Annotated in this window: 24 protein-coding genes; 11 read left to right on the top strand and 13 right to left on the bottom strand. The window is 64.8% G+C overall.

Annotation, left to right across the window (positions count from 1 at the left end):
- Positions 1 to 80: 80 nt before the first annotated feature.
- The gene (locus R6U53_RS12180) at positions 81 to 602 is read left to right on the top strand and encodes a metallophosphoesterase (protein WP_410322633.1); all 522 of its coding nucleotides are present in this window, start codon (positions 81 to 83) and stop codon (positions 600 to 602) included.
- A 164-nt stretch (positions 603 to 766) separates the two neighbouring features.
- On the opposite strand, the gene R6U53_RS12175 is transcribed toward R6U53_RS12180, so the two are convergent.
- Complete coding sequence (locus R6U53_RS12175) at positions 767 to 1,507, bottom strand: ArsR/SmtB family transcription factor (RefSeq protein WP_410322632.1); 741 nt, start codon at positions 1,505 to 1,507, stop codon at positions 767 to 769.
- Positions 1,508 to 1,624: 117 nt separating this feature from the next.
- Between R6U53_RS12175 and R6U53_RS12170 the strand changes: the two genes are divergently transcribed.
- A complete protein-coding gene (locus R6U53_RS12170) occupies positions 1,625 to 1,807 on the top strand; it encodes a hypothetical protein (RefSeq protein WP_410322631.1) in 183 nt (60 codons plus the stop codon).
- A 13-nt stretch (positions 1,808 to 1,820) separates the two neighbouring features.
- Here R6U53_RS12170 and R6U53_RS12165 read toward each other — a convergent pair whose 3' ends face one another.
- Positions 1,821 to 2,825 (bottom strand): threonine aldolase family protein, encoded by a 1,005-nt coding sequence (locus R6U53_RS12165; RefSeq protein WP_410322630.1) that lies wholly within the window; start codon positions 2,823 to 2,825, stop codon positions 1,821 to 1,823.
- 97 nt (positions 2,826 to 2,922) lie between these two features.
- The gene (gene leuS / locus R6U53_RS12160; RefSeq protein ID WP_410322629.1) at positions 2,923 to 5,589 is read right to left on the bottom strand and encodes a leucine--tRNA ligase; all 2,667 of its coding nucleotides are present in this window, start codon (positions 5,587 to 5,589) and stop codon (positions 2,923 to 2,925) included.
- Between the two features lie 119 nt (positions 5,590 to 5,708).
- Between leuS and R6U53_RS12155 the strand changes: the two genes are divergently transcribed.
- The 3 genes from R6U53_RS12155 (at position 5,709) to R6U53_RS12145 (ending at position 7,510) form a co-directional block, all read left to right on the top strand.
- Positions 5,709 to 5,924 carry a hypothetical protein gene (locus R6U53_RS12155; RefSeq protein WP_410322628.1) on the top strand — a complete coding sequence of 72 codons (216 nt, stop codon included), beginning with the start codon at positions 5,709 to 5,711 and terminating at the stop codon, positions 5,922 to 5,924.
- A gap of 199 nt (positions 5,925 to 6,123) precedes the next feature.
- Positions 6,124 to 6,939, top strand: coding sequence for a hypothetical protein (locus R6U53_RS12150; RefSeq protein WP_410322627.1), 816 nt, complete (start codon positions 6,124 to 6,126; stop codon positions 6,937 to 6,939).
- A gap of 1 nt (position 6,940) precedes the next feature.
- Positions 6,941 to 7,510 carry a peroxiredoxin gene (locus tag R6U53_RS12145; RefSeq protein ID WP_410322626.1) on the top strand — a complete coding sequence of 190 codons (570 nt, stop codon included), beginning with the start codon at positions 6,941 to 6,943 and terminating at the stop codon, positions 7,508 to 7,510.
- Between the two features lie 198 nt (positions 7,511 to 7,708).
- On the opposite strand, the gene R6U53_RS12140 is transcribed toward R6U53_RS12145, so the two are convergent.
- The 3 genes from R6U53_RS12140 to R6U53_RS12130 all read right to left on the bottom strand — a co-directional run bounded on the left by R6U53_RS12140 (position 7,709) and on the right by R6U53_RS12130 (position 11,567).
- Entirely contained in the window at positions 7,709 to 9,439 is a 1,731-nt protein-coding gene (locus R6U53_RS12140) for an excinuclease ABC subunit C (protein WP_410322625.1), read from the bottom strand.
- A gap of 79 nt (positions 9,440 to 9,518) precedes the next feature.
- Complete coding sequence (locus R6U53_RS12135; protein ID WP_410322624.1) at positions 9,519 to 11,054, bottom strand: (R)-citramalate synthase; 1,536 nt, start codon at positions 11,052 to 11,054, stop codon at positions 9,519 to 9,521.
- A 162-nt stretch (positions 11,055 to 11,216) separates the two neighbouring features.
- Positions 11,217 to 11,567: a DUF192 domain-containing protein gene (locus R6U53_RS12130; protein WP_410322623.1), complete on the bottom strand. Its 351-nt coding sequence runs from the start codon at positions 11,565 to 11,567 to the stop codon at positions 11,217 to 11,219.
- Between the two features lie 122 nt (positions 11,568 to 11,689).
- On the opposite strand from R6U53_RS12130, the gene R6U53_RS12125 reads away from it, so the two are divergent.
- Complete coding sequence (locus R6U53_RS12125) at positions 11,690 to 12,967, top strand: MFS transporter (protein ID WP_410322622.1); 1,278 nt, start codon at positions 11,690 to 11,692, stop codon at positions 12,965 to 12,967.
- Between the two features lie 40 nt (positions 12,968 to 13,007).
- On the opposite strand, the gene R6U53_RS12120 is transcribed toward R6U53_RS12125, so the two are convergent.
- Positions 13,008 to 14,021: an arsenic resistance protein gene (locus R6U53_RS12120; RefSeq protein ID WP_410322621.1), complete on the bottom strand. Its 1,014-nt coding sequence runs from the start codon at positions 14,019 to 14,021 to the stop codon at positions 13,008 to 13,010.
- A 229-nt stretch (positions 14,022 to 14,250) separates the two neighbouring features.
- Here R6U53_RS12120 and R6U53_RS12115 point away from each other — a divergent pair, with 229 nt between their 5' ends.
- Entirely contained in the window at positions 14,251 to 14,619 is a 369-nt protein-coding gene (locus R6U53_RS12115) for a DCC1-like thiol-disulfide oxidoreductase family protein (protein ID WP_410322620.1), read from the top strand.
- A 17-nt stretch (positions 14,620 to 14,636) separates the two neighbouring features.
- Here R6U53_RS12115 and engB read toward each other — a convergent pair whose 3' ends face one another.
- Together engB and R6U53_RS12105 are read right to left on the bottom strand one after the other, a co-directional pair.
- The gene (gene engB / locus R6U53_RS12110; RefSeq protein ID WP_410322619.1) at positions 14,637 to 15,254 is read right to left on the bottom strand and encodes a GTP-binding protein EngB; all 618 of its coding nucleotides are present in this window, start codon (positions 15,252 to 15,254) and stop codon (positions 14,637 to 14,639) included.
- Positions 15,255 to 15,324: 70 nt separating this feature from the next.
- Positions 15,325 to 16,338 carry a hypothetical protein gene (locus R6U53_RS12105; RefSeq protein WP_410322618.1) on the bottom strand — a complete coding sequence of 338 codons (1,014 nt, stop codon included), beginning with the start codon at positions 16,336 to 16,338 and terminating at the stop codon, positions 15,325 to 15,327.
- Between the two features lie 116 nt (positions 16,339 to 16,454).
- Between R6U53_RS12105 and R6U53_RS12100 the strand changes: the two genes are divergently transcribed.
- A complete protein-coding gene (locus tag R6U53_RS12100; protein WP_410322617.1) occupies positions 16,455 to 17,753 on the top strand; it encodes a TIGR00341 family protein in 1,299 nt (432 codons plus the stop codon).
- 70 nt (positions 17,754 to 17,823) lie between these two features.
- Entirely contained in the window at positions 17,824 to 18,567 is a 744-nt protein-coding gene (locus R6U53_RS12095; RefSeq protein ID WP_410322616.1) for an SIMPL domain-containing protein, read from the top strand.
- 60 nt (positions 18,568 to 18,627) lie between these two features.
- Here the strand turns inward: R6U53_RS12095 and R6U53_RS12090 are convergent, their stop codons facing one another.
- Together R6U53_RS12090 and hjc are read right to left on the bottom strand one after the other, a co-directional pair.
- Complete coding sequence (locus R6U53_RS12090; protein ID WP_410322615.1) at positions 18,628 to 19,605, bottom strand: NOG1 family protein; 978 nt, start codon at positions 19,603 to 19,605, stop codon at positions 18,628 to 18,630.
- A 171-nt stretch (positions 19,606 to 19,776) separates the two neighbouring features.
- A complete protein-coding gene (gene hjc, locus R6U53_RS12085) occupies positions 19,777 to 20,301 on the bottom strand; it encodes a Holliday junction resolvase Hjc (protein WP_410322614.1) in 525 nt (174 codons plus the stop codon).
- A gap of 472 nt (positions 20,302 to 20,773) precedes the next feature.
- On the opposite strand from hjc, the gene R6U53_RS12080 reads away from it, so the two are divergent.
- Together R6U53_RS12080 and R6U53_RS12075 are read left to right on the top strand one after the other, a co-directional pair.
- The gene (locus tag R6U53_RS12080; protein WP_410322613.1) at positions 20,774 to 22,378 is read left to right on the top strand and encodes a right-handed parallel beta-helix repeat-containing protein; all 1,605 of its coding nucleotides are present in this window, start codon (positions 20,774 to 20,776) and stop codon (positions 22,376 to 22,378) included.
- 12 nt (positions 22,379 to 22,390) lie between these two features.
- Complete coding sequence (locus R6U53_RS12075) at positions 22,391 to 23,068, top strand: DUF3267 domain-containing protein (protein WP_410322612.1); 678 nt, start codon at positions 22,391 to 22,393, stop codon at positions 23,066 to 23,068.
- On the opposite strand, the gene R6U53_RS12070 is transcribed toward R6U53_RS12075, so the two are convergent.
- Together R6U53_RS12070 and R6U53_RS12065 are read right to left on the bottom strand one after the other, a co-directional pair.
- Positions 23,044 to 24,882: a ribosome biogenesis/translation initiation ATPase RLI gene (locus R6U53_RS12070; protein WP_410322611.1), complete on the bottom strand. Its 1,839-nt coding sequence runs from the start codon at positions 24,880 to 24,882 to the stop codon at positions 23,044 to 23,046. The genes R6U53_RS12075 and R6U53_RS12070 overlap by 25 nt on opposite strands.
- Positions 24,882 to 25,199, bottom strand: coding sequence for a hypothetical protein (locus R6U53_RS12065; protein WP_410322610.1), 318 nt, complete (start codon positions 25,197 to 25,199; stop codon positions 24,882 to 24,884). The genes R6U53_RS12070 and R6U53_RS12065 overlap by 1 nt, the downstream gene beginning before the upstream one ends.
- Between the last annotated feature and the right edge of the window lie 73 nt (positions 25,200 to 25,272).

Raw genomic sequence — 25,272 nt, 5'->3', positions numbered from 1 at the left:
TCCGGCGGACGATCAGTTCGCGAGCGAACCGCCGGCACCGTTTTCGGTGAGGCTTTGCCCGTCAACGCCGTAGCGTTCGCATGCTCGTGGCGCTCTCGGATACCCACGGCCGGGAGGACGCACGCCTCACTGACCGACTCGAGGAGGCGCTCCGAACGGCCGACAGGATCGTCCACGCGGGTGATTTCATCACCGGTGACGTGCTCGACGCGTTCGAATCCCGCGGCCCGGTCTACGGTGTCGCCGGAAACAACGACACGCCGGCCGTATGCGATCGCGTTCCGTCCGATCGGATCGTCGGGTGGGAGGGGCTCAGAATCGCCGTCGTCCACGGCCACGAACACACCGAGACGGCGTTATCGATGTTCGGGAGACAGTCCAACGCCGACCTCGTCGTGGTCGGGCACTCGCACGCCCCGGAGTTCCGTCCGGGGGTCGTTCCAGTTTTGAACCCGGGGAGTCACGCCGATCCGCGGTGGAACCGCCCCGCCTACGCCGAATTGGAGTGGGACGACGGCGAGAGGATGGCCCGGGGACGGCTCCTCGAACCGTCCGGAACCGTCTTCGAGCGGTTCGTCGTCGAACCGCGAGGGAGACGGTAACGAGACAGAACGGCGAAATAGCGCGCCGAACGCGGGTTCGGGGATCGGATCGCGGTGATGGAGGGCCGAAGCGTCCAGCGCACTCGGCGTGTCGGGCGGGGGAGTAAAGTGTTCACCGAAGGGTACAATCGACGTTTGAGTTATCGACGGCTGATGTCGATCGATCAGGGTCTCGCCCGGAGGTACGTCACTCCGACGGCGATCGTGAGGACGATCGCGCCGCCGAGAAAGAACGCGAGACCGGGCGGCATCCCGCTCGCAAACAATCCCTCGAAGACCGACACGAATCCATCGGCTGCCTCGGTTGCCGCGGTTGCTGCCTCTTCGGTCTCGGGGATCGGGGTCGGCGTCGGTTCCGCCCCGGGCGTCGCTTCGGGAGCGTCGAACGCCCCCACATCACCCGATTCGGGAGTCGGCGTCGCCTCTGCACCGTCGGTCGAGGCGCCCTCGGGAGCGGCGTCGTCCGTGAGGAGCCCCTCGCCGAACAGCGATTGGACCACCGCACCGCCGACGCCGAGCGCGAGAAAGCCCGCGAAGAGCCGCGAGACGGCGGCTCGAAGCCCGGACGCGCGCTCTTTCTCGCCGGCGAAGATGACGAGCGGGCTGTCGGCGGGACCGTAGATCGACATCTCACGACCCTTCTCCGAGTAGGCGGTGCCGACGACCTCGATTGCGCCGGCGTCCTCCAGTTTCGCGAGGTGATACTGGGCGTTCTGCAGCGACGTGTCGACGCGGTCGGCGAGTTCGCCGGGCGGGGCTGGCTCCTCGTGGAGCGTCGCCAAGATCCGGCGAGCCGTCTCCGAAGAGAGCGCGGCCAGCAGGTCGTCGGCCTCTTCGCTGTCGAGGCCGACGACCCGCGGCTCACCTGCCGAAGAGATATCCGGGGTGGAGGGCAGAAGGCTCATCGAGATGGCGTATTAGGTCCGCAGTCATGAACTTTTATGAACGTCGTCAGCCCGGCGTCCGGCGTCACCGCGACGGTGCCCCGAAACGGTTTTGTCCTGGGACCGTTACCCCCGGGTATGTCAGTATCCGACCCGACGGTCGCCACATCCGTCACCCCGTCACCGCTCTTTCTCGGTGTCGATCCGGTCCTCGTCGGCATCATCCTGGTGCTTTTGCTCATCGTCTTCGCGATCTTTCTTTTCATCCGGCGGACGTTGCTCAGCTTCTCGGAGGGCATGCGCGACGGGCGACGCCGGTAGTATACGCTATCAGCTATATTTCGGCGATCCGATCGATAGCCGTCTCGACGTCCTCGGGGCCGACGTCGAGGTGCGTACAAAAGCGAACCCGTCCCCCACCGAAGGGCCCGCAGTTCACGCCGCGTTCGGCGCAGGCGTCGACGAACCGCTCGACCGATATCTCCGGTTCCGCCACGACGATGTTCGTCTCCGGGTCGCTGATCGACAATCCGTCGATCGAGGCGAGCCCCGCCGCGAGCGTGCGGGCGTTCGCGTTGTCGTGGGCCAATCGCTCGCGGTTCTCCAACGCGAGCAGTCCCGGTGCAGCGAGAACGCCCGCTTGGCGCATCCCGCCGCCGAACAGTTTGCGCATCCGACGCGCCTCCTCGATGAACTGTTCTGCCCCGGCGAGCATCGAACCGACCGGCGCACCCAGTCCCTTCGAGAGACAGCACATCACCGAATCCGCCTCCCGCACCAACCGCGTGGCCTCGACGTCGAGCGCCGCGGCGGCGTTGAACAGCCGGGCCCCGTCGACGTGTACCGGAACGCCCCGTTCGTGTGCGGCCTGCGCGGCGGCGTCCACGTCGTCGGGGGCGATAGCGGTCCCACCCTTGCTGTTGTGGGTGTTTTCGAGGCAGACGAGCCCGGTTCCGGCGCAGTGGCTGTCGGCCTCGACGTGTCCCTCGGCGATCGCGTCGGGCGTGACGACGCCGCGCGAGCCACCGTCGATCGTCCGAGCCTGCAGACCGGCGTGCTGGGCGAGGCCGCCCAGCTCCCACTTATAAATGTGGCTCTCGCGCTCGACGAGCACCTCGTCGCCGTGCTCGGTGTGGACTCGGGCGGCGATCTGGTTACCCATCGTCCCCGAGGGGACGAACAGCGCGGCCTCCATATCGAGGATGTCCGCGACCGTCGCTTCGAGTTCGTTCACCGTCGGGTCCTCTCCGTGGACGTCGTCGCCCACCTCGGCGTCGGCCATCGCCGCGCGCATCGCCGGGGAGGGTCTCGTCACCGTGTCGCTTCGCAGATCGATCATATCGGGGAGTCGCGATCGATATATAAGAATTGCCGCAGTGTCACCGCGAATCGAGGCGTGATAGCACGCCGTCGGGGAGGAACATCAGGAACATCATCTACTCGTGGATATCGATGGCGGGTCGCGACGGCTCCGCTTTGTTCGCCACGTCTTCAGAGGCGTCCCCGGCGGCCAACACGCGTACCTCGGCGTCGAACTCGCGTTCGATCAGCCACGCCGCGGACCTGAGCGCGGCGAGTTCGGTGTCCGGATCGAGCGTCCGCTGGAGCGCCTCGCGGTTCTCCTGTAGATCCTGCCCGTAGGACGCGGCGTCCTGCCCGTGACGTTTGATCTCGTCGTGGTCCATCAGTTCGGAGATGACGTTCGGCGCGTCGCTGTCGATGGCGACGTTCAGCGCCCGGTGCTTCCACTCGGGCGTGACGACGATGTCGATCCGGTCGGGATCGTCGATTCCCGCGACGTCGACGATCTGTCGGACGTCCTCGCGGGTGTTCTCGACGAGCCGTTGCCGCTTCTCGATCGTCTCTCGATCGGCGTCGGCGGTCGGCCACTCGGCGTCGACGACGAACCCGTCCCCCCCGAGCGTCACCCACAACTCCTCACAGAGGTGCGGCGCGACGGGGGCGAGCAGGCGGATCGCAACCGAAAGCGCGCGTTCGACCGTCTCGTCGTGGACGGCCGTGTACTCGCGGTACTGTCTGAGCGTGCCGACGAGCGATTGCGCGCCGCGAACGGCGGTGTTGAACACCAACTCGTCGTACTCCGCCGTGGCGACGACGACCGCGGCCTCGGTCTCGCCCTCGACGTACTCGGCGATCGGTCCCGCACCGTCCGTCGTCTCGATCTCGCCGGCGGCGTAGGCGTCGACGAGCTCCTTCAGCCGCGAGAGGAAGGCGTACGCCGACTTGACGCCCTGATCGGACCAATCGAAGTCGCGTTCGGGCTGGGCGGCCTGCATAATGAACAGCCGGGCGGTGTCCGCGCCGTACTCGGAGACGATCGCCTGCGGCGAGACGACGTTGCCCTTCGATTTCGACATCTTCTCGCCCTCCAGTTGGACCATGCCCTGGGCGAGCAGGTTGGTGAACGGCTCGCGGTGTTCGAGGCCCTCGTAGTCGGCGAGCGTCTTCGTCACGAACCGCGAGTACAGCAGGTGCATCACGGCGTGTTCGATCCCGCCGACATATTGGTCGACCGGCATCCAGTCGTTTGCCCGATCGAGGTCGAACGGCGCGTCGTCGAGATCGGGCGAGACGTAGCGCAGGAAGTACCACGACGAGTCGACGAACGTGTCCATCGTATCGGTTTCGCGCTCGGCGTCGCCGCCGCACTCCGGACAGGACGTGTTTTTCCACTCGGTAGCGGCGTCGAGGGGGTTACCCGTAGTGTTGATAAACTCGGGGAGTTCGACCGGAAGGTCATCCTCGGGGACGGGGACGGCCCCGCAGTCGGCGCAGTGGACGATAGGGATCGGCGTCCCCCAGTAGCGCTGTCGGGAGATGCCCCAATCGCGCAGTCGGTACTGGGTGTGGTGGCTCGCGCCGTCGATGTCCTCAGTCAGCCGTTCGCGCGCTTCGGGGCTTCCGAGACCGTCGTACTCGCCGGAGTTGACCAACACACCGTCTTCGGTGTAGGCCTCCTCGCTCACGTCCGGCGCGTCCAGGTCGTCTCTCTCGTCCGGTTCGGGCGCGATCACCGGCACGATGTCGACGTCTATCTTCTCCGCGAAGGCGTGATCGCGGTGGTCGTGGCCCGGCACGCCCATCAGCGCGCCGGTCCCGACGTCCGAGAGGACGAAGTCGGCCACGAAGACCGGCAGTCTCTCGCCCGTGACCGGGTTCGTCGCCGTGAGGTCGGTCTCGACGCCGTTCGGCTCGTCGCCCTCGGGATCGGCCTCGTGGTGGACGAACTCGTGGACCGCCTCGCTTTCTTCGATGAGTTCCTGCGTGATCGGATGGTCGGGGGCCAAAGCGAAGAACGTCGCGCCGAATATCGTGTCGACGCGGGTCGTGAACGCCTCGACCGCGCCGTACTCTTCGTCGTCGCTGGACACGTCGAATCGCAGCGTCGTCCCGTGCTGGCGGCCGATCCAGTTGCGCTGCATCTGCCTGACGGAGTCGGGCCACCCCTCCAGATCGTCGATACAGTCGACGAGTTCGTCGGCGTATTCGGTGATCGAAAGGAACCACTGTTCGAGTTCGCGGGTCTCGACGGGCGTGTCACACCGCCAGCAAAGCTCGGCCTCCGTCTCGACCTGCTCGTCCGCGAGCACCGTCTCGCACGTCGGACACCAGTTGACCTCCGCGTCACGTTGTTCGGCCAGCCCCTCTTCGAGAAACCGCGTGAAGAGCCACTGGTTCCACTTGTAGTACTCGGGCGTGCAGGTCGTGATCTCCCGATCCCAATCGTAGCCGAAACCCATCGACTCCATCTGTCGTTTCATCGTTGCGATGCAGTCGAAGGTCCAATCGCGCGGGTCTGTGTCGCGCTCTTTGGCGGCGTTTTCGGCGGGGAGCCCGAAGGCGTCCCACCCCATCGGGTGGAGCACCTCGTCGCCGCACATCCGTCGATACCGGGCGTACGCGTCCGTGATCGTGTAGTTCCGGACGTGGCCCATGTGGAGCTGTCCGGACGGGTAGGGGTACATCCCGAGGACGTAGGTCGGATCCTCGGCGTCGTCGGGGATCCGGTACGCGGAAGCGTCGTCCCAGGCGTCCCGCCAGCGTCGTTCGACCTCGGCGTGGTCGTATCCGTCGTCGTACATATAGAGGAAGGTATCAGACCTTCCGTCGGTTCGGCCCTTAAACTTTCCATCCGGCCGGCGCATGCCTACGAACTGGGAAACGGGGGAAAGATGATACGCCCGGGCCGTCAACTCCGGATATGGCCACAGACGCGACGGCGGGACGGCTGAAACGCGCGATAGGATCGATCCGCGACACCGAACCCGAAGCCGAGAACGATCAGCTCGCCAATCCGAAGATCGCGGCCGCGGCGGCGCTACTCGTCGTGTTGTTGCCGCTGGTGCCGTTTCTCCTGATCGTCTGGATGATCTCGAAGACGCTGAAGGGCGTCAGAAAGCGTGTCTCCTGGGAGTGACCGAAGGCGAACGGCGGTCGAAGCCGCGTCACGACGGCGAGCGAGACCGTCGCGTGGTGGAGAGTGACCGTGTTCGCGACCGGTGTGTCGACATATATGTCATCATAACGCGTACCCGTCCGAGCGATAGATCATAAGAGACACACAGTGGGGAACCGCGCTCGGGCGGGCGACGGACACGTCTACTCGCGACGGCCGCGTGCTACTGATTACGCGGTACGTCGGCATATTCGTCATCCCGTTTCTCGCCGCGACGTTCGTCGTGCTGTACGGCGTTCCCGACCGGACGACCGAGTTCTTCGCGTGGACAATACGATCCGGAACGACGCCGCTTTTGATGGGCGACGGCGTGTATTTTTTCTACTGCGTCACCACGACGGAGCGGTGGCGCGAAGTCGCGTCGATCTTCCCCGGGATCGCGACGTTCACCTGGTTCTTCGCGATCGCGACGGCGCTTCACTGGGAGAACGTCAGTCACGGCCACCAGACGTTCTACCTGCGGGTGTTTCTGTACGCGCTGACCCCGGTGCTCATCCCGCCCTCTGGGTACTCAACGGACGAAGCCGAACCGAGCGCGGTCGAAGCGAACGTCGTCGAGCTCCCACGCGCGGTTCGGCTGCTCTGCGGCGACCTCGGCATCGTCGTCGTCGGCAGTGCCGTCGCGCTGTTTCTCGTCCCCGAACTGATGATCGGCGTGTGGCCGTGGGCGGTCTCCCCGCTGACCACGCGAATTCTGATCGGCTGGTTCGACCTGTTCGGGGTCGTGAACCCCTTCGTCGCCCGGGATCCGCGCTGGAGCGCCGCCCGGATTCCGATTCAAACTCGGTCGCTCGGGTTCGCGTTGGTACTGGCCGGCGTCCCGCGCGTGTGGAACAACCATCGATCCCTCGAACGTGCTGACGTGGGGCGGCGGCGAAATGGCGCTGTACGTGAGTGCCATCCTCGTGTTGTATCTCGTGATGGGAGCCAGTCGGGACGGATAAGGTACTATACGATCGGGAGCGTTTCTTGCTAATATGTCTCACGAATTCCCGCTCCCGGACGACCTGCCGGAACCGGAGGATGATGGGGAGGCCGACCACCTCCAGGGGGCGGAGATGCCCGACGTGTCGCTCCCGGCGACCGACGAAACGACGGTCGATCTCCGGGATCTCCCCCCTCGTACAGTCATATACGTGTATCCCATGACGGGGCGCCCGGACGAGGACGTGATCCCGGACGGGTGGGAACGTGTACCGGGTGCCCGCGGCTGTACTCCCGAATCGTGTGGGTTTCGCGATCACTACCACGAACTCCGGGACGGCGGCGTCGGGGAGGTGTTCGGACTGTCCCCGCAGTCGATCGAGTACCAACGCGAGGCCCGCGATCGGCTACACCTCCCCTTCGAGATGCTCAGCGACGCCGAGTGGGAACTGGCGAACGAACTCGACTTGCCGAGGTTCACCATCGAGGGAGACGAGTATCTGAAACGGTTGACGTTAGTAGTTTCCGGTGGGCGTATCGAACACGTCTTCTATCCGGTTTTCCCGCCGGACGAGCACGCGAGCGAGGTTTTGGCGTGGGTGACGGACACCCTCGCTGAATGATCAGTACGCCTCCTGCGTCCACCGGCGGTTTCATCCCCAGTTCGGGTGAAGAGACCGTGCTCCGAGCCAGTAGTAAACGATCGCCGAGCGCCGACGGGAGTGTTGAACCACCCGATAAGACGTCACCGGGTATCCCTTATACGTACATATGGGCGGGTTCGGGTGATGTTTATATACTTCGACCGCGCCGAACGCCGCCTACAGCGCCCGGTCGATCGCCTCGGCCGTCGCCTCCCCAACCCCCTCGACGCTCGCGAGTTCCTCGATCGAGGCGGCGCGAATCCCGTCTAGGCTCCCGAAGCGGCCGAGCAGGCGCTTGCGGAGTTCCGGGCCGACGCCCGTCACGTCGTCGAGCGGCGTCGACACCGTGTCCCGGATCGTCTGGTGGTACTGGACGGCGAAGCGGTGGGCTTCGTCCCGGACCCGCTGGAGGAGGTGTAACGCCGGATCGTCCTCGTTCCAATCGAGGCTCCCGTCGCCGGTGATCACGCGCTCTTCGGCTTTCGCCAATCCGACGATCGGAACCTCCCAGCCGACCGCCGAAAGCGCATCGACCGCGGCGTTGCGTTGTCCAGCGCCGCCGTCGATCACCAGGAGGTCGGGATCGGGCCGATCGTCGCGTCCCTCGACCGCTCGCTTCGCCCGCCACCGGAGCAGCGTCCGCATGTTCGCGTAATCGTCGTTCGCCTCGTCCAGTTTTTTGCGTCGATAGCCGTGTTTCTCCGGGGAACCGTCGGCGAACACGACGTTGCTCCCGACGACCGAGCGCCCGCCGGTGTGGCTCACGTCGAATCCCTCGATCCGATCGATCCGATCGAGTCCGAGCCGTCGAACGAGTTCGACCGACCCGTCGGATTCACCGGCCCGGCTGTGGGCGTTCTTGATCGCCAACTCGACGAGCGTCGCCTCCCGACCCGCGCCGGGCACCCGGACGGAGACCCCCTCGGCGTCGAGCCATCGGTCGAGGTCGCGGTCGTCGTACCGCTCGGGGAGCAACAGCGCGTCCGGCAGCGTCCGGTCGGCGTAGAACTGCGGGACGAAGGCCGCGAGCACGGCCGCGACGTGTGCGCCCTCCTCGGGTGCGTCGACGCGGTGGCGCTCTCTGTCGACGAGTTTGCCGCCCTCGCTGTGGAGGCGGGCGACGGTGGCAGTCTCGCCCTCGATCGCGACCCCGAGAACGTCGACGTACTCCTCGGTCCGGCCGACGACGGCGTCGCCGCCGCCGCCGTGGAACGCCTCGACGGCGTCGAGTTCGTCGCGCAGCGTGGCCGCGCGCTCGAACGCCTCCGCCTGGGCCGCCTCGCCCATGCGCCGCCGGATCGGTTCCGCGAGCGCGCCCGTTTCGCCCTCGAGAAACCGGACGGTCGATTCGACGTCGTCGAGGTACGCGTCGGCTCCGATCTCGCCGGTACAGGGCGCGGTGCACAGCCCCATTTCGTAATCGAGACAGGGGCGAGTCCGACCCTCGTACTTGTGGTCCGAACAACCCCGAATCCCGTAGATTCGTCGGATCGCCTTGATTACAGTCTCGACGCGGCCCTTGTCGGTGAACGGGCCGAACACCGTCGCGCCTTCATCGGGGTCGCGGGTAACCTCGATCCGGGGGACGACGTGGTCGGTGATCGCCACCAGCGGGTAGGATTTGTCGTCCTTCAGTCGGACGTTGTAGCGCGGCTGATGACGTTTTATAAGGTTCGCTTCGAGGAGGAGCGCCTGCGTCTCCGTGTCGGTGACGGCGAAGTCGATCCGCTCGGCCGCCTCGACCATCCGGCGGATGCGCTCGCCGCGCGGATCGGCGTAGGAGCGGACCCGAGCGCGGATGTCGACCGCCTTGCCGACGTACAGCACCCGATCGTCGACCTCGAACTGGTAGACTCCCGGATCGTCCGGGAGTTCCGATGCCCGCGCGCTGACCGCCGCCGCGTCCATATCCGACGGAAGTGCCGGATCCGTATCAGCGTGACGCGTCCGGCGCGGCAGGTGGACGCCGAGTCGTCAAAAAACCGGCTCAGTCGTCGGACAGCACGGGCGTGTCGACGTCCGCGAGGAGTCGGTCGAGGGCGTCGACCATCGCCTGCACGGAAGCGGTCGTGATGTCCGAATCGGACGCCGCGACGGTAACCGTCCGGTCGCCGCGGGACATCTCGACTTCGACGGTGACAACGGCGTCCGTGCCGCCGGTGATCGCGTCGACGTGATACGACTCCAGTTGGGCGTTCGAGGCCGAACCGAGCGCCGACTTGACCGCGGCGATGGCGGCGTCGACCGGACCGCTGCCGGTGCCGGAGGCGACGCGCTCCTCGCCGTCGACTTCCAGTCGAACCGAGGCGGTCGGCGTCCCGCTTCCCGAGGCGGCGGTCAGATCGACCAACTCGACGCGACGCTCGTGTTCGCGACCCTGTACCTCCTCGGCGATCGTAAGCAGATCGGCGTCGGTGACGCGTTTGCCCCGGTCCCCGAGCCGTTTGACTCGGTTGACGATCTCGGCGAGCTCGTCGGCCGTGGCGTCGAGTCCGTGTTCGGCGAGGGCGGCCTCGACGCCGGCTCTGCCGGCGTGTTTGCCGAGGACGAGCCGCCGGGTTCGGCCGACCTTCTCGGGCGGGTACGGCTCGTACATCGCGTCGTCTTTGAGCGTCCCGTCGGTGTGGATCCCCGACTCGTGGGTGAAGGCGTTCTCGCCGACGACGGCCTTGTTCGGCGCGAGCGGGACGCCGGTCTTCGAGGCGACGAGCTGGCCGAGTTCGTAGAGCATCTCGGTGTCGACAGTTTCGACGCCGTAGCCGTGATCGAGCGCGATCGCGACCTCCTCGATGGCGACGTTACCGGCGCGTTCGCCGATCCCGTTGATCGTACCGTGGACGAGATCCGCGCCCGCGGCGACGCCGACGAGGGCGTTCGTGACCGCGAGCCCGAGGTCGTCGTGGGTGTGCATCGAGGTCGGTCCGAGCTTCGAGAGCCGCGAGTAGATATCGAGCATCCGGTCGGGCGTGGCGTGGCCGACGGTGTCGGGCGCACAGACGCGGTCCGCGCCGGCGTCGAAGGCCGCGCCCATGAGTTCCTCCAGAAAGTCGAGGTCGGCGCGGGAGCCGTCCTCGCCGAGGACCTCGACCCACAGGCCGTGCCCCTTGGCGTACTCCACCAACTCGACAGTCGTCTCGACGATCTCTTGGCGTGTGGTGTTCACTTTGCGCTCGACGTGGCGATCGCTGGCGGGGACGACGAGGTTGACCCCATCGACGTCGCAGTCCAAGGCCAGATCGATGTCGTTTCTGACGCCGCGGGTGAAACTCGTCACCCGCGCGTCGAGACCCAGATCGGTGACGCGCGAAATCGTCTCGCGCTCGCCGGGGCCGGTGCAGGCACTGCCGGCCTCGATGACCGAGACGTTCGCCTCGTCGAGCGCCAGCGCGATCTCGGCCTTCTCGCCGGGTGTCAACGAGATGCCGGGGGCCTGTTCGCCGTCGCGCAGCGTGGTGTCCAGAAACTGTACATCACAGTCTTCGAGGGGAGCAGTCGCTGGGTGATCCCCAAATAGCGTCGTCACAGTAGAAACCTCGTTGTTAGGCACGCGGTCGAATTTCTCGACCAGCCGCCGTCGGGCGACTTACTCTATCCTCTGCCGTGTCGGAGTTCGGCATGGTTGTACGTCGTCAATCGACACGGACGTTCATTAACCTGCTGATTGCGCGCTCACCGCCGGGAGCGATCACCGACCCTCGATCCGAACCGTGTCGCCGACGGAGACGTCCGCCGCCGCACCCGCGGGTAGTTCGATCACGGTGTCGGCCTCGGCGCGGCCGCGCCCGGTCCACGCAGACAGCCCCTTTCTCGCCCGGACCTCGCCGTCGACGAGCCAGACCGCGTCGATATCGAAGGGGACGAACACCATGTGTAACCCGCGCGTCGAGACGCCTGAAAACGGAAATACGAGCGCGTACTCCGCGGGGATCGATCGTCTGAACATCAGGCCGAGCCCCTGTGCGACGATGCTCTCGGCGACCTCGACGTCGGTTGCGAGGGTCCGATCGCCGGCGGCGGATTCGTGAACGACGCGCACGAGCGCACCGACCGCGTGCGAGAGCAAAAATCATCCGACAGTCGGTCCCGTTCGGACGCGGCTCGCCGACCGTCGTGCCCACTTCGGAAACGTGATGCGTCGCCCCCGCCTCGTTCCGGTGGATGTTCGGGACCGATCGCAGAGTCATCGTGTTGGCGTTCGCTCGGATGGCCGACGCGGTCGCGAACTCGTTTCTCATCATCGTCCTGCCGCTGTACATCGCCAGCGGCGAACTCGCACTTCCCGGATTCGAGGGAACGTCGGTGCTCGGCATCGCGGTCACGATCGAGCTCCTCATCGGCGTCGCGCTGTCGCTGTTCGGCTTTCTGAACAGTTTCGCCCAGCCATTTACCGGCCGGCTCTCGGACCGAACGGGTCGCCGAAAGGTGTACATCCTCTTCGGTCTCGTCGTGCTCGCGATCACGAGCGTCGCCTACGCGCTCGTCGAGAGCTACGAAGCGCTGCTCGTCGTGCGAGCGGTGCAGGGGCTGGGCGGCGCGTTCGTCATCCCGACGACGATCGCGCTCGTCAACGATCTCGCCCGAAGCGACGCCGAACGGGGGGGAAACTTCGGCGTGTTCAACACCTTCCGGCTCATCGGATTCGGGTTCGGCCCGGTCGTCGCGGGGCTCGTCGTCCAGGGCGGCCCCTACGCGCTGCCGTTCGACGCGACGCTCTCGGGGTTCAACGCCGCCTTCGGCGTCGCGGTTCTCGGCGCGCTCGTGAGCTTCCTCCTCGTGACCGTACTCATCTCGGAGCCGCCGATGTCCGCGGCCGACGCGAGCGACGACCTCTCGATCGCGGTGGCCGGCGATGACGGTCGACTGCTCGATCCGATCTTCGTTCTCGGCGTCGGGACGCTGTTCATGGCGACCTCGATCGCGCTGTTCGCGACCCTCCAGGAACCGATCAACGCCCGACTCGATCAGGGACCCACGTGGTTCGGTATCCAGTTTTCCGCGGTCGTCATCGCCAACGTCGCCCTCCAGGTGCCGATCGGACGCGCCGCCGATCGGTTCGGCAGAAAGCCGTTCTTGGTCTGGGGACTCGTCCTCCTCGCGCCCGCGGTGTTGGCACAGGGACTCGTCACCTCCTCGTTCACGATGCTCGGCGCGCGATTGGTCCACGGCGTCTCTGTGGCGATGGTGTTCGCCCCGGCGCTCGCGGTGGCCGGCGACCTCGCCAAGGAGGGCGAGTCGGGCACGACGCTGTCGGTGTTGACCATGGCGTTCGGGCTCGGGACGGCCGTCGGGCCGCTGGCATCGGGTGCGCTGTTCGCCTATGGGTTCGTCGTTCCGTTCGCCGTCGGTGCCGTCCTCGCCGTCGCTGCTCTCGTCCTCGTCGCCACGCAGGTCGAGGAGACGCTCGACGGGGCGGTCTCGCCGACGCTGCTGTCGTGAAGAACGAATTGCCCCATCGCGGAGCGGGATCGGCGGCCGGTCACAATCGGGGGATTCGCGCGTGGAACGCAGCGACTACGCTTCGCTCCTCGTCGACGAAATCGCGCCGGTACTGCATGTACACCGCACCGAGCGGCGGCTGAACGAGATACGCGAGCGCGATCGGCAGGACCGATTCAGCGGGCGGAAACCCGGGGGCGGCCGCGATGGCCAGCGCGATCGAGAGATTGCGCATACTCGTCGCGTACACGAGCGCGACTGATTGTGGTTCGGTGAGGAACAGTCGACCGATGCCGGCCCCGATAGCGAGCACGATCGCGTAGAACGTTACCAGTGGGACGATAGTGAGCGCCGACGCGACTGGATCGGACACGATACTCTCGGATCGAATCGCCATCGCGATGAAGACGATCAACATCACGCCGAACGAGGAGATGCCACCGAACGTTGGCTTGAGCCGTTTGAACCCCTCCATACCGTATCGTCCCAAGAGAATGCGTCGCGTTAGAGTGCCGGCGACCATCGGGATCGCGACGACGATCGCCAACTGCCGATAAAGTGCGTTCGGATCGAACCCGACATCCCCGCTGATGAGCACCGAGAGGTACATCGGGAGAACGAACACGGCGGCGATCAGATTGGCCGCGATCGCGACCAGTGCGGCCTCCAAGTCGCCGCCGGCCAACCCGGTCCACGCGGCGGTCATCCCCGATGTCGGGATGAGTGCGATCAGGTATAGACCGATGGCGTAGGCGGGATTGCCCGCGAAAAAGAGCCGGGCGAGACCGATCGCAACGAGCGGCGCGATCCCGAAATTGATTAGCAAACTCGCGCCGACCGGCCCGAAGTGCTCTCTGATCGAGAGCACTTCTCGGAGGTCGATGGTGATCATCATCGGGTATATCATCACGAATAACACCGGAATGATCGCGGCCTGCAGCCACGACTGTGTGGTCGTACCGATGAACTGCCCGACGAGAAGGCCGGCCGCGAGCGATCCGACGACGACGTAGATGAGCTTCGATTTTAGATATCGGAGCGCCTCGCCGATCATTCAGTCGATCCTCCTGTAGAGGGCCCCGCTCCGAGATCTAAACCGGAATCGGACCGGATCGATCCAGCGAAGGCCACCCTCCCACCGGTTCGCGTTTCGACTCATCAATATATTGTTTATATTGCACAATATACAAACATTGCGGTCGTGGCTTCGGAGTTGCTCCCCCCGCCGGAGAGCGCCCAACGGTTCCGGGGCACATATTTGTCTGGCACACGAACCATCGCGTATGAGTGGCGATGTGCTCGTCTACGACGACGACTGTGGCTTCTGTACCTGGTGGGCCGACTACTTCGGACGGCGAACCGATCTGGAGTTGGTCGGCTTTTCGGACCTCACCGGCGACCAGCGCGCGCGACTTCCCGACGACTACGAGTCGTGTATGCACCTGTTGATCGACGATACGGTCTACTCGTGCGGCGCGGCGGCCGAACGGACATTCGCGCGGGCCGACGTGCCGCCGGGAACGCGCGATCTGACCCGGTTTCTCGGCCAGTTCGAGGATTACGAGCGATTTCGGGAACGAGCCTATCGGGCGATCGCGGACCGGCGCGATCTGTGGGGACAGTTCCTCTCGAAGGATCGACCCGAACGCTAGGGCCGTCGAGTGAGCTCTCAGAAGAACTTGAACAGGTCGTCTCGCTTCGCCTCGTGGAGGTGCTCCCTGACGGCCTCGTTGAGCGGTTCGATCGATCCACGCTTCGCCGAGATCGGTGCGATGATCTCATCGAACTGCTGCCACGGTGTGTAGAGTCCGAGGCGTTCGGCCACCGCGTCGAGGCGCTCGTCGCTGTCGTCGACTTTGTCCATCTTGTTGACCGCGACGACCGTCGGAATCCCGAGTTCCTGAAGGAAGCCGAACATCTCGACGTCGTGGGGGATTTCGTCGGGGCCGGAGTGTCGATCGATGATGTCGATCACCGACTTTCCGTCCACGACTAAGACTCCGACGAGGATCTTCTCGGCGTTCGCCTCGATGTAGCGCACCACGTCGGTTTTGATCCGTTCTCGAACGTCGTCGGGGACGCCCGACATGAACCCGAAACCGGGAAGATCGGTGACGACGAAGTCCTCGGAGGCCCAATCGTAGTGGTTCGGCTTCTTCGTGACGCCCGGTTTCCCACCCGTATCGAACGTGTGACCCGTGATCTCTCGCATCAGCGTCGACTTCCCCACGTTAGACCGCCCGATGAGGACCACCTCTGCGTCGCGGTCGGGGCGCGTCTCGAACATACTCGCCGTTGGCCGGTGGCGTGTATAAGACGACCGGTCCTCGCGGTTCGCGTAATCCGGCCGAGACCGACTACTCGAAGTGCGCCGCGACCTCGGAGGCGTACGTTTCGGGTGCCACGTCGATCGACCGCTGGTCGTGGACCGTCTGGAAGTAGAACATGTCGTTGATGTATCGATCCTCGAAGACCGACCGGGCGAGGACGTCGACTGCGACCTGCGAGGCGGGATTCCGTCGCGCGAACCGAAGGCCGACGTTGAACGTGTTGAGTCCGAGATCCGCGTAGTAGTCGAGCACGTTCGCGATCCCGGTCGCGAAGCCGTCGACAGCCCCGTCATCGGGATCGAGGAGACCGGTCGTATCGGCGACGCCCGTGACGTGCCACTTCCCCAGCGGTGCAAAGGGCGCGATCCACTCCACGTCGCCGGTGTCGCCGACGTATCTGTCGCCGCCTCGCTCGCGTTCGAGGAGGTCGTCGTAGTATCGCGCCCCGTGTTCGGCCTCGTATTCGCGCTCTCGCCGCGCGATCCTCGCCTGCCGATCCGTCCCGTGATCGTCGGCGATCGCCTGCATGTGCGGGTGGACGATGCTGCTGCCCGACGGCGGCAGGAAGTTCATGTTGATCGAGGCGAACGCGGAATCGTCGTGGTCGGCGACGGCCTGTACATACTCGAGCGCGCACCCGAGGCCGTCGGCGAGGCGGTCGGCCCCGAGTTCGTCCATCGGTCGGAAGTGGTCCTCGGTGAGGGCGACGACGTTCGAGTGTTTCGAGTACGGGAACAGGTTCGGGAACGAAGTAGCCTCGCCGCGAGCTCCCCGATCGACGCCGACGAACGCCGGATACTCCGGCGTCACGTCCTCTACGTTGTGCGGGCAGAAAAAGCACTCCTCCCCGTCGCCGATTGCGTCGTCGAGGTCGGGCCTATCATCCGGATCGGGGGTGGGAGCCGCCTGCGGAACGATCCTGACGCTGCGTCCCGTTAGCGGATCAGTGCGGTGTTCGATCGTCTCGGCAACCGTCTCGAACTCCTCGAAGGGGCTCTTGAAACGCGCTTCGTCGACCGATCGCTCGAACTCGATGGGCATGTGCGTCGATGCGTCCGCCGCCTATGTAGCAGTTGTGTCGCCTCGAGCCGCGTCCCGATTCGGGACGACCCCGACGAACGGTTGGGTTTATCGGTTCGGGGAGCGACGCCTACGGCGTGCGACTCGTTCAAGTGACGATTCCCATCGGCAAACGACAAACCGTGCTGAAGCTCCTCGAGAAGGAGGGGATCGACTACGTCGTCACCGACGAAACCAGCGGGCGGGAGTACACTGCGGTCGCGTACTTCCCACTGCCGACGAGCGCCGTCGAGCCGGTTCTCGAACAGCTCCGCGACGCCGGGCTCGAACGGGAGGCGTACACCGTCGTCGTCAGCGCCGAAACGGTCGAATCAGAGCGCTTCGAGGCACTCACCGAGGAGTACGCGCAAAAGGAGGAAAACGAGGAGCGGATCGCACGTCAGGAGCTGGAATCCCGCGCCGAGGAGCTCGCCGCCGCGCTGCCGACGTACGTCACCATGACGATCGTTTCGGCGGTGATCGCGACGGCCGGACTCCTGCTCAACTCCCCGGCGACCGTCGTCGGGTCGATGGTCATCGCACCGCTCATCGGGCCAGCGATGTCCGCCGCCGTCGGGAGTGTCATCGACGATGGCGAGCTATTTCGTCGGGGCGTCGGCCTCCAACTCTTCGGGATCGTGCTCGCGATCGTTTCCGCGACGTTCTTTGCGATGTTCGTCAAAGTGACGAATCTCGTTCCCCCGGGGTTGGACCCGCTCACGCTCTCGGAAGTCGCCGAACGGCTCTCGCCGAGCGTTCTCTCGCTCGCGGTCGCGATCGGCGCGGGAATCGCCGGCGCGGTGAGTCTGATGACCGGCGTCTCGACGGCGCTCGTCGGCGTCATGATCGCCGTCGCGTTGATCCCGCCCGCCGCGACGGTCGGGATCGGGATCGCCTACGGCAACCCAGCGCTCGCGATCGGGTCGGGCGTCCTCGTCACAGTCAACGTTCTCTCAATCAACCTCGCCGCGCTCGTCGTGCTGTGGTACGCCGGGTATCGCCCCGAGCAGTTCTTCCGACACGACCGCGCGAGGACGGCGACGCTGAAGCGCGTCGCCGTCCTCGTCGCCGCCATCGCGCTGCTGTCGGTGTTTCTCGGCGGCGTCACATACAACACCTATCAGTTCGCCCAGACCGAACAGGACATCCGCGACGGGGTGACGACGGAACTCGAAGCACCGGCCTATTCGGGCTACGAGCTTCTCGAACTCGAGACCCGGACGGAAACCGAGTACACCCTCTTCCAACGCCCGACCGAGAGCGTGATCACGGTCGGCGTTCCATCGGGGGCCCCACGCAGCGGTCTCGCGGCCGACATCGAACGCCGCCTCGCGACCGACTACGGGATCGACGTCGACGTGCAGGTGCTGTACGTCGAAATCGAGCGCACGAGGTGACCGTCCGATGAGTCAAACGGCCATTTGAGTCTCCGTCGTTTATAGTACATCTCCGATCGTTGCTTCGGATATGCAACGCGACAGACTCGCAGTACTGATAATCGTCACCTCGCTCGTGGCAATGGCGCTCGTCGGCGTCGCTGTCGTTTCGCCGATCGGCGCACAATCGCCCGATGACGCCGCGGATCGAACGATCTCCGTCGACGCGGTCGGCGGTGCGGACGCGCCGCCGGATCGTGCCGTCGTCCGGGTCGCCGCCGTCGCCGAGGGTGACGATCCCGCCGCGGTTCGGGACGACCTCGCTGATCAGGCCGACGCGCTCCGATCGAACCTCGACGACGCCGGCGTGAGCGAGGACGACTACGAGACGACCGAGTATCGGATCCGCGGCGAGCCCCCCCGATCCCAAGAGGAGCGTGAGGTCCCCGAGTACCGCGGCGTACACGCGTTCGAGGTAACACTCGACGACCCCGACCGCGTCGGCGCGGTCATCGACGCCGCTGCGGACGCCGACGCCGAAGTACAGAACGTCGAGTTCACCCTCTCGGAAGCCACTCGAACCGAGCTCCGCGAGGAGGCGATCGCGAACGCGATGGACGACGCACGGATGCAGGCCGACGCCATCGCGAGAAACGGCGAACTCCACGTGACGAGCGTCGCCAACGTCGACGCGACCCAGCGGAACTTCACCCCGGTCCGCTACGAGATGGCGGCCGGTGACGGCGCGACCAACGAGCCGACGACGAGCGTCGATCTCGGCGACGTCTCCGTCGAGTACGCGGTCGAAGTGACGTACAACGCGACGGCGAACTGAGGGTTTCTCGCTCCCCGATTCCCCCTGGAGAGCGTGCCGATCCGTGGACTGACGGCTCGTCTATCCCTCGAACGGCAACTCGGGTTCGTAGCCGACGGCGTCGATCGCGGCGTCGAGGACGTCATCGACGCCCTCGCTCGTCTCGACGCTCATATACAGGTCGGCCTCGACGTCCGTCGACCGATCGGATTTATTACAGACGACGAGGATCGGCGCGTCGAACGTCGCTTCGATGTCGGCGAGCAGGTCGAGTTGGTCCTCGATTGGGTAACCGCACTCCCCACTGGCGTCGAGCATGACGAGGACGGCGTCGGCGAGGTGCGTCAGCGCCGAGACGGCCTGCGACTCGATCGGATTTCGCTCGTCAGCGGGCCGATCGAGAAGCCCCGGCGTATCGACTAGCTGATAGCGGATGTGGTCGCGCTCGAGGTGGCCGACGTTGATCCGAGTGGTCGTGTACGGGTAGGCGGCCGTCTCGTTCCTGGCGTTCGTCACGCCGTTGACGAACGACGACTTGCCGACGTTCGGGTAACCGGCGACGACGATCGCGGGTTCATCGGCCCGGATGTCCGGCAGCGTCTTGAGGGCGTCCCGCGCCTCGCTGATCGCGAGGAGCTCCTCTTCGACCTGCTCGGTGATGTCCGCGAGCCGCGCGAACGCCTGCTTGCGGAGCTTCCGCGCGGTGTCGGTGTCCGAGTTCCTGATCCGGCCGTGGTACTCCTCCTTGATCGAGCCGGTCTGTCGGGAGGCCCACATCACCTCCGAGAGGTGCTGTCGGAGCCGATCGACGCCGCCGACGTCCGTGTCGGCCAGCGTCGCGTCGGCGAGTTCGTAGTAGAAGGGGTCGACCTGCTCGAAATCGGGCCACGACGTGACGACGTTGCCGAGGTTGTCCGAGAGGATGTTCGCGGCCGTCTGGAGCATCGACTCTTGGGCCTCCTTGCCCTGTTTCGCCCGCCCCGCGCGCGCCGCCCGAGAGAACGCCTTGTCGACCAGCTCCTCCGACCGGGGCGTCGTCGGAAGGTCTTCGAAGTGCATACCTCCGTTTGTGCGCCGTCACGTATAAGTGCCGTGTCTCCCGCCGAGACGGCGGCTGCGGCCCGAACAGAAGCGGGCCGCGCACACCGTCGCGGATATCTATACTCGTCTTTCGCGTCACCCAACGGTGTTTATGCATCGTTTCGACGACGCTCGGTGATAGTTATTCGCTCATAACATCTCGACCGCGTCGTCGACCGAGAGGTCGCCGCGTTCGACCGCGCCGACGATCTCGCGGACATCCTCATCCCCGTCGTCGGCGTTCTCGACGGCGATCTCGTCGAGCGTCACCTTCTTCGAGCCCCCGGTGAACTCCGCGAAATCGGTGCCGTCGGCGAGCGCGGTCTCCTTTTTTACGCGGTAGTTGCCGCCGTCGGTCCGGTAGAGGTCCCCGGGGTGAAAGAAGTACCAGTCCTCGCGGTCGAAGCGGACGCCGACGCGGGGTTTCGCGCCGAAGTTCCGCGAGAAGTACACGAGCGCTTCGATCTCCTCGCCGGTGAGGTAGATCGGGTTGCCCGCCGAGGACTTCGCCTCGATCGCGTAGAACGTCTCGCCGTCGCCCGCGAGCACGTCCGGGAGTTCGCGCTCGGTCGCGCTACCGGAGGCAGGCGCGCGCATGACCGCGAACCCCGCCTCGTCGAGTTTCGTGACGAGTTCGCGCTCGCGGCGGTCGCCCTTCGCGTTCGGATTCGCCATTGGCGAGTCTGGGGTGCGGACCGATTTAAAAGGGGCGATGGCCGACTACGGCGGTGAGTAGAGTCCGGTGTGAGTTCGATTCTCGATTTGACGTGGCAATCGGGCCGACGTAATTGCTCAGGAGAACATACGCTCGATGATAATCCCGTCTTAGTTTGAGAATACGGCGTATAATCAAGTATGTATATAATATTCTATAAGTATGTACAAAGAGGAACCTTCGATCGAAACATCACGACGAACCGTACTGCAAAAAAGCGCTGTCGGTGGAGGATTTTATTTATAAACAGCCATCGAACGCTCGCGAGGAAGGTGATTCGAACTCGTTTCACGAATCACGGCGGATAGCCGCTTGATATGGACGATGGCTCGGCTGCTGTGGAAACATAAGTAAACGAGACAGTCTCAGTAATTCCAAATTATCGCGTCTACCACGCTCATAACGATACGAGGACCGATCGTCTCCGGTAGCATGCCGTTTTGTGACAAGCTCTCGGGGCGGACATCGCGTCGAACCGTGCTTCGAAAGGGTGCCATCGGAGGCTCCATTGGGTTTCTCGGACTCTCGTCCGTCGCCCGGACGGGGGCCGACGACGGTCCGACCACGATCACCGAGCCGACGACGATCGATGAACCGGGCGAGTACGTTCTCGAGGCTGATCTGATCGTGGAGGGGGGGAGCGGTTTGGTAATCACTAATTCTGCGGATGTGACGCTCGACGGTAACGGCTATCGGATTGAGGGCGATGGAAGCGGGACTGGACTTTTCATCTCAGAAGGAGACCGATACACAGTTCGAAACCTCACGATAGAACACTTCGAGACGGGGCTTCAGGCCGATGGCACTGAAAACACGAGTGTTTCTTCCGTAACGGTTCAAAATACTTCCGAGAGGGGCATATTCGTGTCTTTTGAGGGGGAGATTCACTGTGAAGACTCGACGATTCGGAGGAACGGCGGACGGGGTATCCTTATCGACGACTACTCTTCGGCGACCATACAAGACTGCGAAATCGTCGAAAACGGGACTAATCCGATAGTTACAGGAAGTAGTGCGATTTTGAAGGTCAAGGGCTGTCATATCGCTGATAACGGTGCGCCGTTCGATTTCACACCGATGCCGGGGGCACGAATGGAAGAAACACAGATCAGCGGTAGCGATGGGGCAGGCGTTTATATCACGTACGGAGATATCCCTTATACGGATGAGCCAACCGTCATAACGGATTGTGTGATTCAGAATAACGCTGACGCCGGTATCTACCACGACAGTAGTTTGCTTGAGGTTCGAGCGTGTACGCTAAAGGGGAACACTGTCGGCTATCATGTGGGGAATTCGGCTGATCGCGATACGATACTCCAAAATAACAATATCGAGGGGAATGACGAATACGGAGTTCTCCACGCAAATCGAGAATCGAATCCTCCCGTCGACGCGACGTGCAACTGGTGGGGCCACGAATCCGGCCCCGTCCACGAGGACAACCCCACCGAGAACCCCCGGGGTCAGCGCGTCAGCGACGGCGTGGCGTTCGCTCCCTGGTCGGTCGAGCGGATCGAGGACGGCGGGGGGGACTGTACCGGCGGTCTCGACGAGGATGAGCCCGATGGCGAGACGCCGCCGACCGGGATCGGATACATCGGGGAGAGATCCTACAAGAAGATCGAGGGGATCGGCCCGTACGACTCGTACGGTTGCTGGGACGGGACGTTCTATATCACCGATCGCTCGGACATCGAGAACCTCGACTACGGATCACTCGGCGGGATGGTGCTTCCGTCCTCGACCGACGGGAACACGGAGAATGGAGAGGACTGCCAACTGTTCATGGGACACGTCATCCGTGCGGAGGCGGATGCCGTTCCGGTTCGGCTCCCGACGTGGAGCGGCGAGCGCGGGGGCTGTGAATCGCTCCTCTTCGTGGAGCCAACGCAGGAGATCCCGCCGGATGTAGAATATCGAATCGCGAGCACTGACGGCCCGATCCCACAGCACGAAGACGTGGACACGAACGGGTTCGCGGGAACGATCGACGGACTCGTCGCGATCACGTTCGAACCGGCCGAGACGTCGTAGCGCGTGGTTTCGATGTCCCCCGACCCGAAGACGGCGGGGCCGCCACCGACTCCAGAGGGATACGACGATCACGATCCCTTCGAGCACTCGACGGTCCTCCTGTTGGTGCTGTCGGTTCCGATAGGGATCCTCGCGTTCGCCGGCTTCGGGTGGATTCTGTGGGGGGTTCAGAGCCCCGAGGTGTTTTTCCGCGGTGTCGGCGTGACCGAGACCGCCGAAGCGATCACGGTCGCGCTGGATCTCGTCGCCGTGCTCGTTTCGTTCGTCGTCGCGCTCGCCGTCGTGGTCGTCGTTCACGAACTGATTCACGGCGCGGTGATGCGCCAGTACGGCAAGGACGTGACGTACGGCGTGCACCTGGCGATGGGCGCGTTTTACACGGCGGCGTTCGGGCAGTTCCAGGCCGTCGAGGAACTGGTGCCCATCGCGATCGCCCCGCTTTTGCTCATCGCGCTCGTCGGGACGCCGCTTTTGTTCGTCCCCGTGCCGATCGTCGCCCTCACGGTGTACCTCATCTTGGCGAGCAACGCGGCCGGGGCGGTCGGTGACCTCTACGTCGTCCGGCGGCTCCGGCGGCTCCCCGACGGAACGCTGCTGTACGACGCCGATCTCCACCACTGGTGCGTCTTCGAGCCCGCAACGCGCTCCGAGAAAGGCGGCCCCGATCAGTTCGAATCGGTCGGCGCGTAGTAGTATTCGCCCGCGTTCTTCTGTTGGCGATCCTTCTGGGACCCGGGCTTGTTGATCCGGGGGCGACCCGTCCGCTCGTCGCGGCGGAAGGTCACGTCGAGGTTCGCGAGGAACGTGTTCATCCCCTCGCGCATCCCCATCGGCCGGCCGGCGTGGCCGTGCTCGGCAGGCCGCCCCTCGAAGACCTGTAGTCGATCCGAGAGCAGATCGATCATGTAGATGTCGTGGTCGATGACCATCGCCGTCTTGTCGTGGTTTTCCGTGTAACGGCGGATGGCCCGCGTCGCGAGCACCCGCTGTTCGACGTCGAGGTGCGCGGAGGGCTCATCGAGCAAATAGAGGTCGGCCTCCTTCGATAGACACGCGGCGATGGCGACCCGCTGGCGTTCGCCGCCGGAGAGGTCCGTGAGGTTCTGCTCCATGATCCGCTCGAGTTGGAGCGGGTTGGCGATCTCGGTGGTCCAGTAGGAGGAGCCGAAGTCGTCGGCGATCGACGAGAGGAAGGCGTCGACGCGCAGCGGCTGGTCGATCTCGACGTACTGCGGTTTGTACGAGATGTCGAGGTCGGCAGCGAAGCTCTCCCCGTCGGGTTCGAGCCGTCCGGCGAGCAACTTCGCGAACGTCGATTTTCCGATCCCGTTCGGACCGACGATGCCGAGAACCTCGTTTTGGCGGATCTCCCCGGCATCGACGTCGAGGCTGAACTCGCCCTCGCCGTAGGATTTGGTCATCGTGGGGTACGCCACGAGCGTGTCGCCGTAGCCTTCGGTGCGGGGGGCGTGCTCTTCGAACTCGATCGCCCCCGGTCGGATCCGCATGTTCTCGTTTTCGAGATAGCCGTGCAGGTACTCGTTGATCCCGCCCTTCGTCGATTTCGGCGGCGTGATGACGCCGAAGACCCCCGGCTCACCGTAGGCGACGTGGAGCGCGTCGGCGAGCAAGTCGAGCACCGCCAGATCGTGCTCGACGACGAGCATCGAGCGGTCGTCCTCGGAGAGATCCTGGATCAACCGCGCCGCCGTCACCCGTTGACCGATGTCGAGGTACGGCGTGATCTCGTCGAGGAAGTAGAAGTCGGCGTCCCGAACGAGCGTCGCGGCCAGCGCGACGCGCTGGAGTTCGCCGCCCGAGAGCGTGTCGATCGGCTGGTCGATCACCGCGTCGATCTCGAGTCGTTCGACCAACTCGTCGGCGACGCCGCGTTCGTCGACGCCCGCGAGCAACTCGCTCGTCTTGCCGTCGAAACTATCGGGGATCCTGTCGACGTACTGCGGTTTTCGGGCGACAGTCACGTCGCCGTCTTGGAGGTCTTCGAGGTACTCCTGCAGCGCGGTGCCGCGATACTCCTCCAGCACTTCCTCCCAATTCGGTTCGTCCTCGAACCGACCGAGGTTCGGTGTGATCTCGTCGGCGAGGATGTGGACGGCGGTCGTCTTTCCGATACCGTTCGGTCCCAAAATGCCGGTCACCCGCCCTTCCTGCGGGGCGGGCAGGCCGTATAGCGCGAAACTGTTCTCGCCGTATCGGTGGGTCGGTTCCTCGTCGAGTTCCTGCGGGAGGTTGATGATCTCGATCGCGTCGAAGGGGCACTTCTCGACGCAGATCCCGCAGGTTTCGCCCAGACACAGTTCCTCGGAGATCGAAACCTGATCCGGTCCACCCGCGTAGTACTCGTCGTCCCCGTGGCGTTCCTCTCGGGTAACGATGCACTCCTCGCCGGTTCGGTTCGGCGGGCAGAAGTTCGCACACTCGTAGTTGCACCGGTCGGGCTGACAGCGGTCCAGATCGACCACGGCGATGCTGTCGTCGGCCATCAGAAGCTCGCCCCAGTTTCGAGGAGGACCGCCCAACACACGAACCAGAAGGCGAACGTCATGAACGCGACGTAGAGGTAGTCTTTCGCCCCGAAGTCGTCGGCGTTCAGTTCGAGACCGGCCATCTCGAGGACCCGAAAGAGCGGGAACTGAACGACGACCGCGCTCGCGAGGATGTAGACGGCGAGCGTGTCCTCGGCTCCCGCGGCGACGGCCGTGGAGACGGCGGCGGCGGCGACGCCGGCAAGACACGCGATCGCCGTGACCGTAATGCCACGGACGTGCGCGACCCGACGTTCGACCGTATCGGTTGCCATACCTACCGTTGGGCTATCCGTCTTCAAAAGCGGTTCGTTCCCGCGACGCCGGCGATTCCGGCCGTCGGCCCGA

This window comes from Natronomonas sp. (assembly GCF_046483325.1).
Taxonomy (GTDB): domain Archaea; phylum Halobacteriota; class Halobacteria; order Halobacteriales; family Haloarculaceae; genus Natronomonas.
Note: the sequence above shows the minus strand (reverse complement) of the source record. Positions and strands in the feature narration are given on the sequence as shown.

Bases quoted from the DNA above. Each gene is read 5' to 3' on its own strand.
- R6U53_RS12095 (WP_410322616.1), top strand. From the start codon at position 17,824: ATGCAACGCGACAGACTCGCAGTACTGATAATCGTCACCTCGCTCGTG.
- leuS (WP_410322629.1), bottom strand. From the start codon at position 5,589: ATGTACGACGACGGATACGACCACGCCGAGGTCGAACGACGCTGGCGG.
- R6U53_RS12090 (WP_410322615.1), bottom strand. From the start codon at position 19,605: ATGCACTTCGAAGACCTTCCGACGACGCCCCGGTCGGAGGAGCTGGTC.
- R6U53_RS12140 (WP_410322625.1), bottom strand. From the start codon at position 9,439: ATGGACGCGGCGGCGGTCAGCGCGCGGGCATCGGAACTCCCGGACGAT.
- R6U53_RS12155 (WP_410322628.1), top strand. From the start codon at position 5,709: ATGGCCACAGACGCGACGGCGGGACGGCTGAAACGCGCGATAGGATCG.
- hjc (WP_410322614.1), bottom strand. From the start codon at position 20,301: ATGGCGAATCCGAACGCGAAGGGCGACCGCCGCGAGCGCGAACTCGTC.
- R6U53_RS12180 (WP_410322633.1), top strand. From the start codon at position 81: ATGCTCGTGGCGCTCTCGGATACCCACGGCCGGGAGGACGCACGCCTC.
- R6U53_RS12105 (WP_410322618.1), bottom strand. From the start codon at position 16,338: ATGCCCATCGAGTTCGAGCGATCGGTCGACGAAGCGCGTTTCAAGAGC.
- R6U53_RS12080 (WP_410322613.1), top strand. From the start codon at position 20,774: ATGCCGTTTTGTGACAAGCTCTCGGGGCGGACATCGCGTCGAACCGTG.
- R6U53_RS12120 (WP_410322621.1), bottom strand. From the start codon at position 14,021: ATGATCGGCGAGGCGCTCCGATATCTAAAATCGAAGCTCATCTACGTC.
- R6U53_RS12070 (WP_410322611.1), bottom strand. From the start codon at position 24,882: ATGGCCGACGACAGCATCGCCGTGGTCGATCTGGACCGCTGTCAGCCC.
- R6U53_RS12065 (WP_410322610.1), bottom strand. From the start codon at position 25,199: ATGGCAACCGATACGGTCGAACGTCGGGTCGCGCACGTCCGTGGCATT.
- engB (WP_410322619.1), bottom strand. From the start codon at position 15,254: ATGTTCGAGACGCGCCCCGACCGCGACGCAGAGGTGGTCCTCATCGGG.
- R6U53_RS12075 (WP_410322612.1), top strand. From the start codon at position 22,391: ATGTCCCCCGACCCGAAGACGGCGGGGCCGCCACCGACTCCAGAGGGA.
- R6U53_RS12145 (WP_410322626.1), top strand. From the start codon at position 6,941: ATGTCTCACGAATTCCCGCTCCCGGACGACCTGCCGGAACCGGAGGAT.
- R6U53_RS12170 (WP_410322631.1), top strand. From the start codon at position 1,625: ATGTCAGTATCCGACCCGACGGTCGCCACATCCGTCACCCCGTCACCG.
- R6U53_RS12165 (WP_410322630.1), bottom strand. From the start codon at position 2,825: ATGATCGATCTGCGAAGCGACACGGTGACGAGACCCTCCCCGGCGATG.
- R6U53_RS12115 (WP_410322620.1), top strand. From the start codon at position 14,251: ATGAGTGGCGATGTGCTCGTCTACGACGACGACTGTGGCTTCTGTACC.
- R6U53_RS12175 (WP_410322632.1), bottom strand. From the start codon at position 1,507: ATGAGCCTTCTGCCCTCCACCCCGGATATCTCTTCGGCAGGTGAGCCG.
- R6U53_RS12125 (WP_410322622.1), top strand. From the start codon at position 11,690: ATGTTCGGGACCGATCGCAGAGTCATCGTGTTGGCGTTCGCTCGGATG.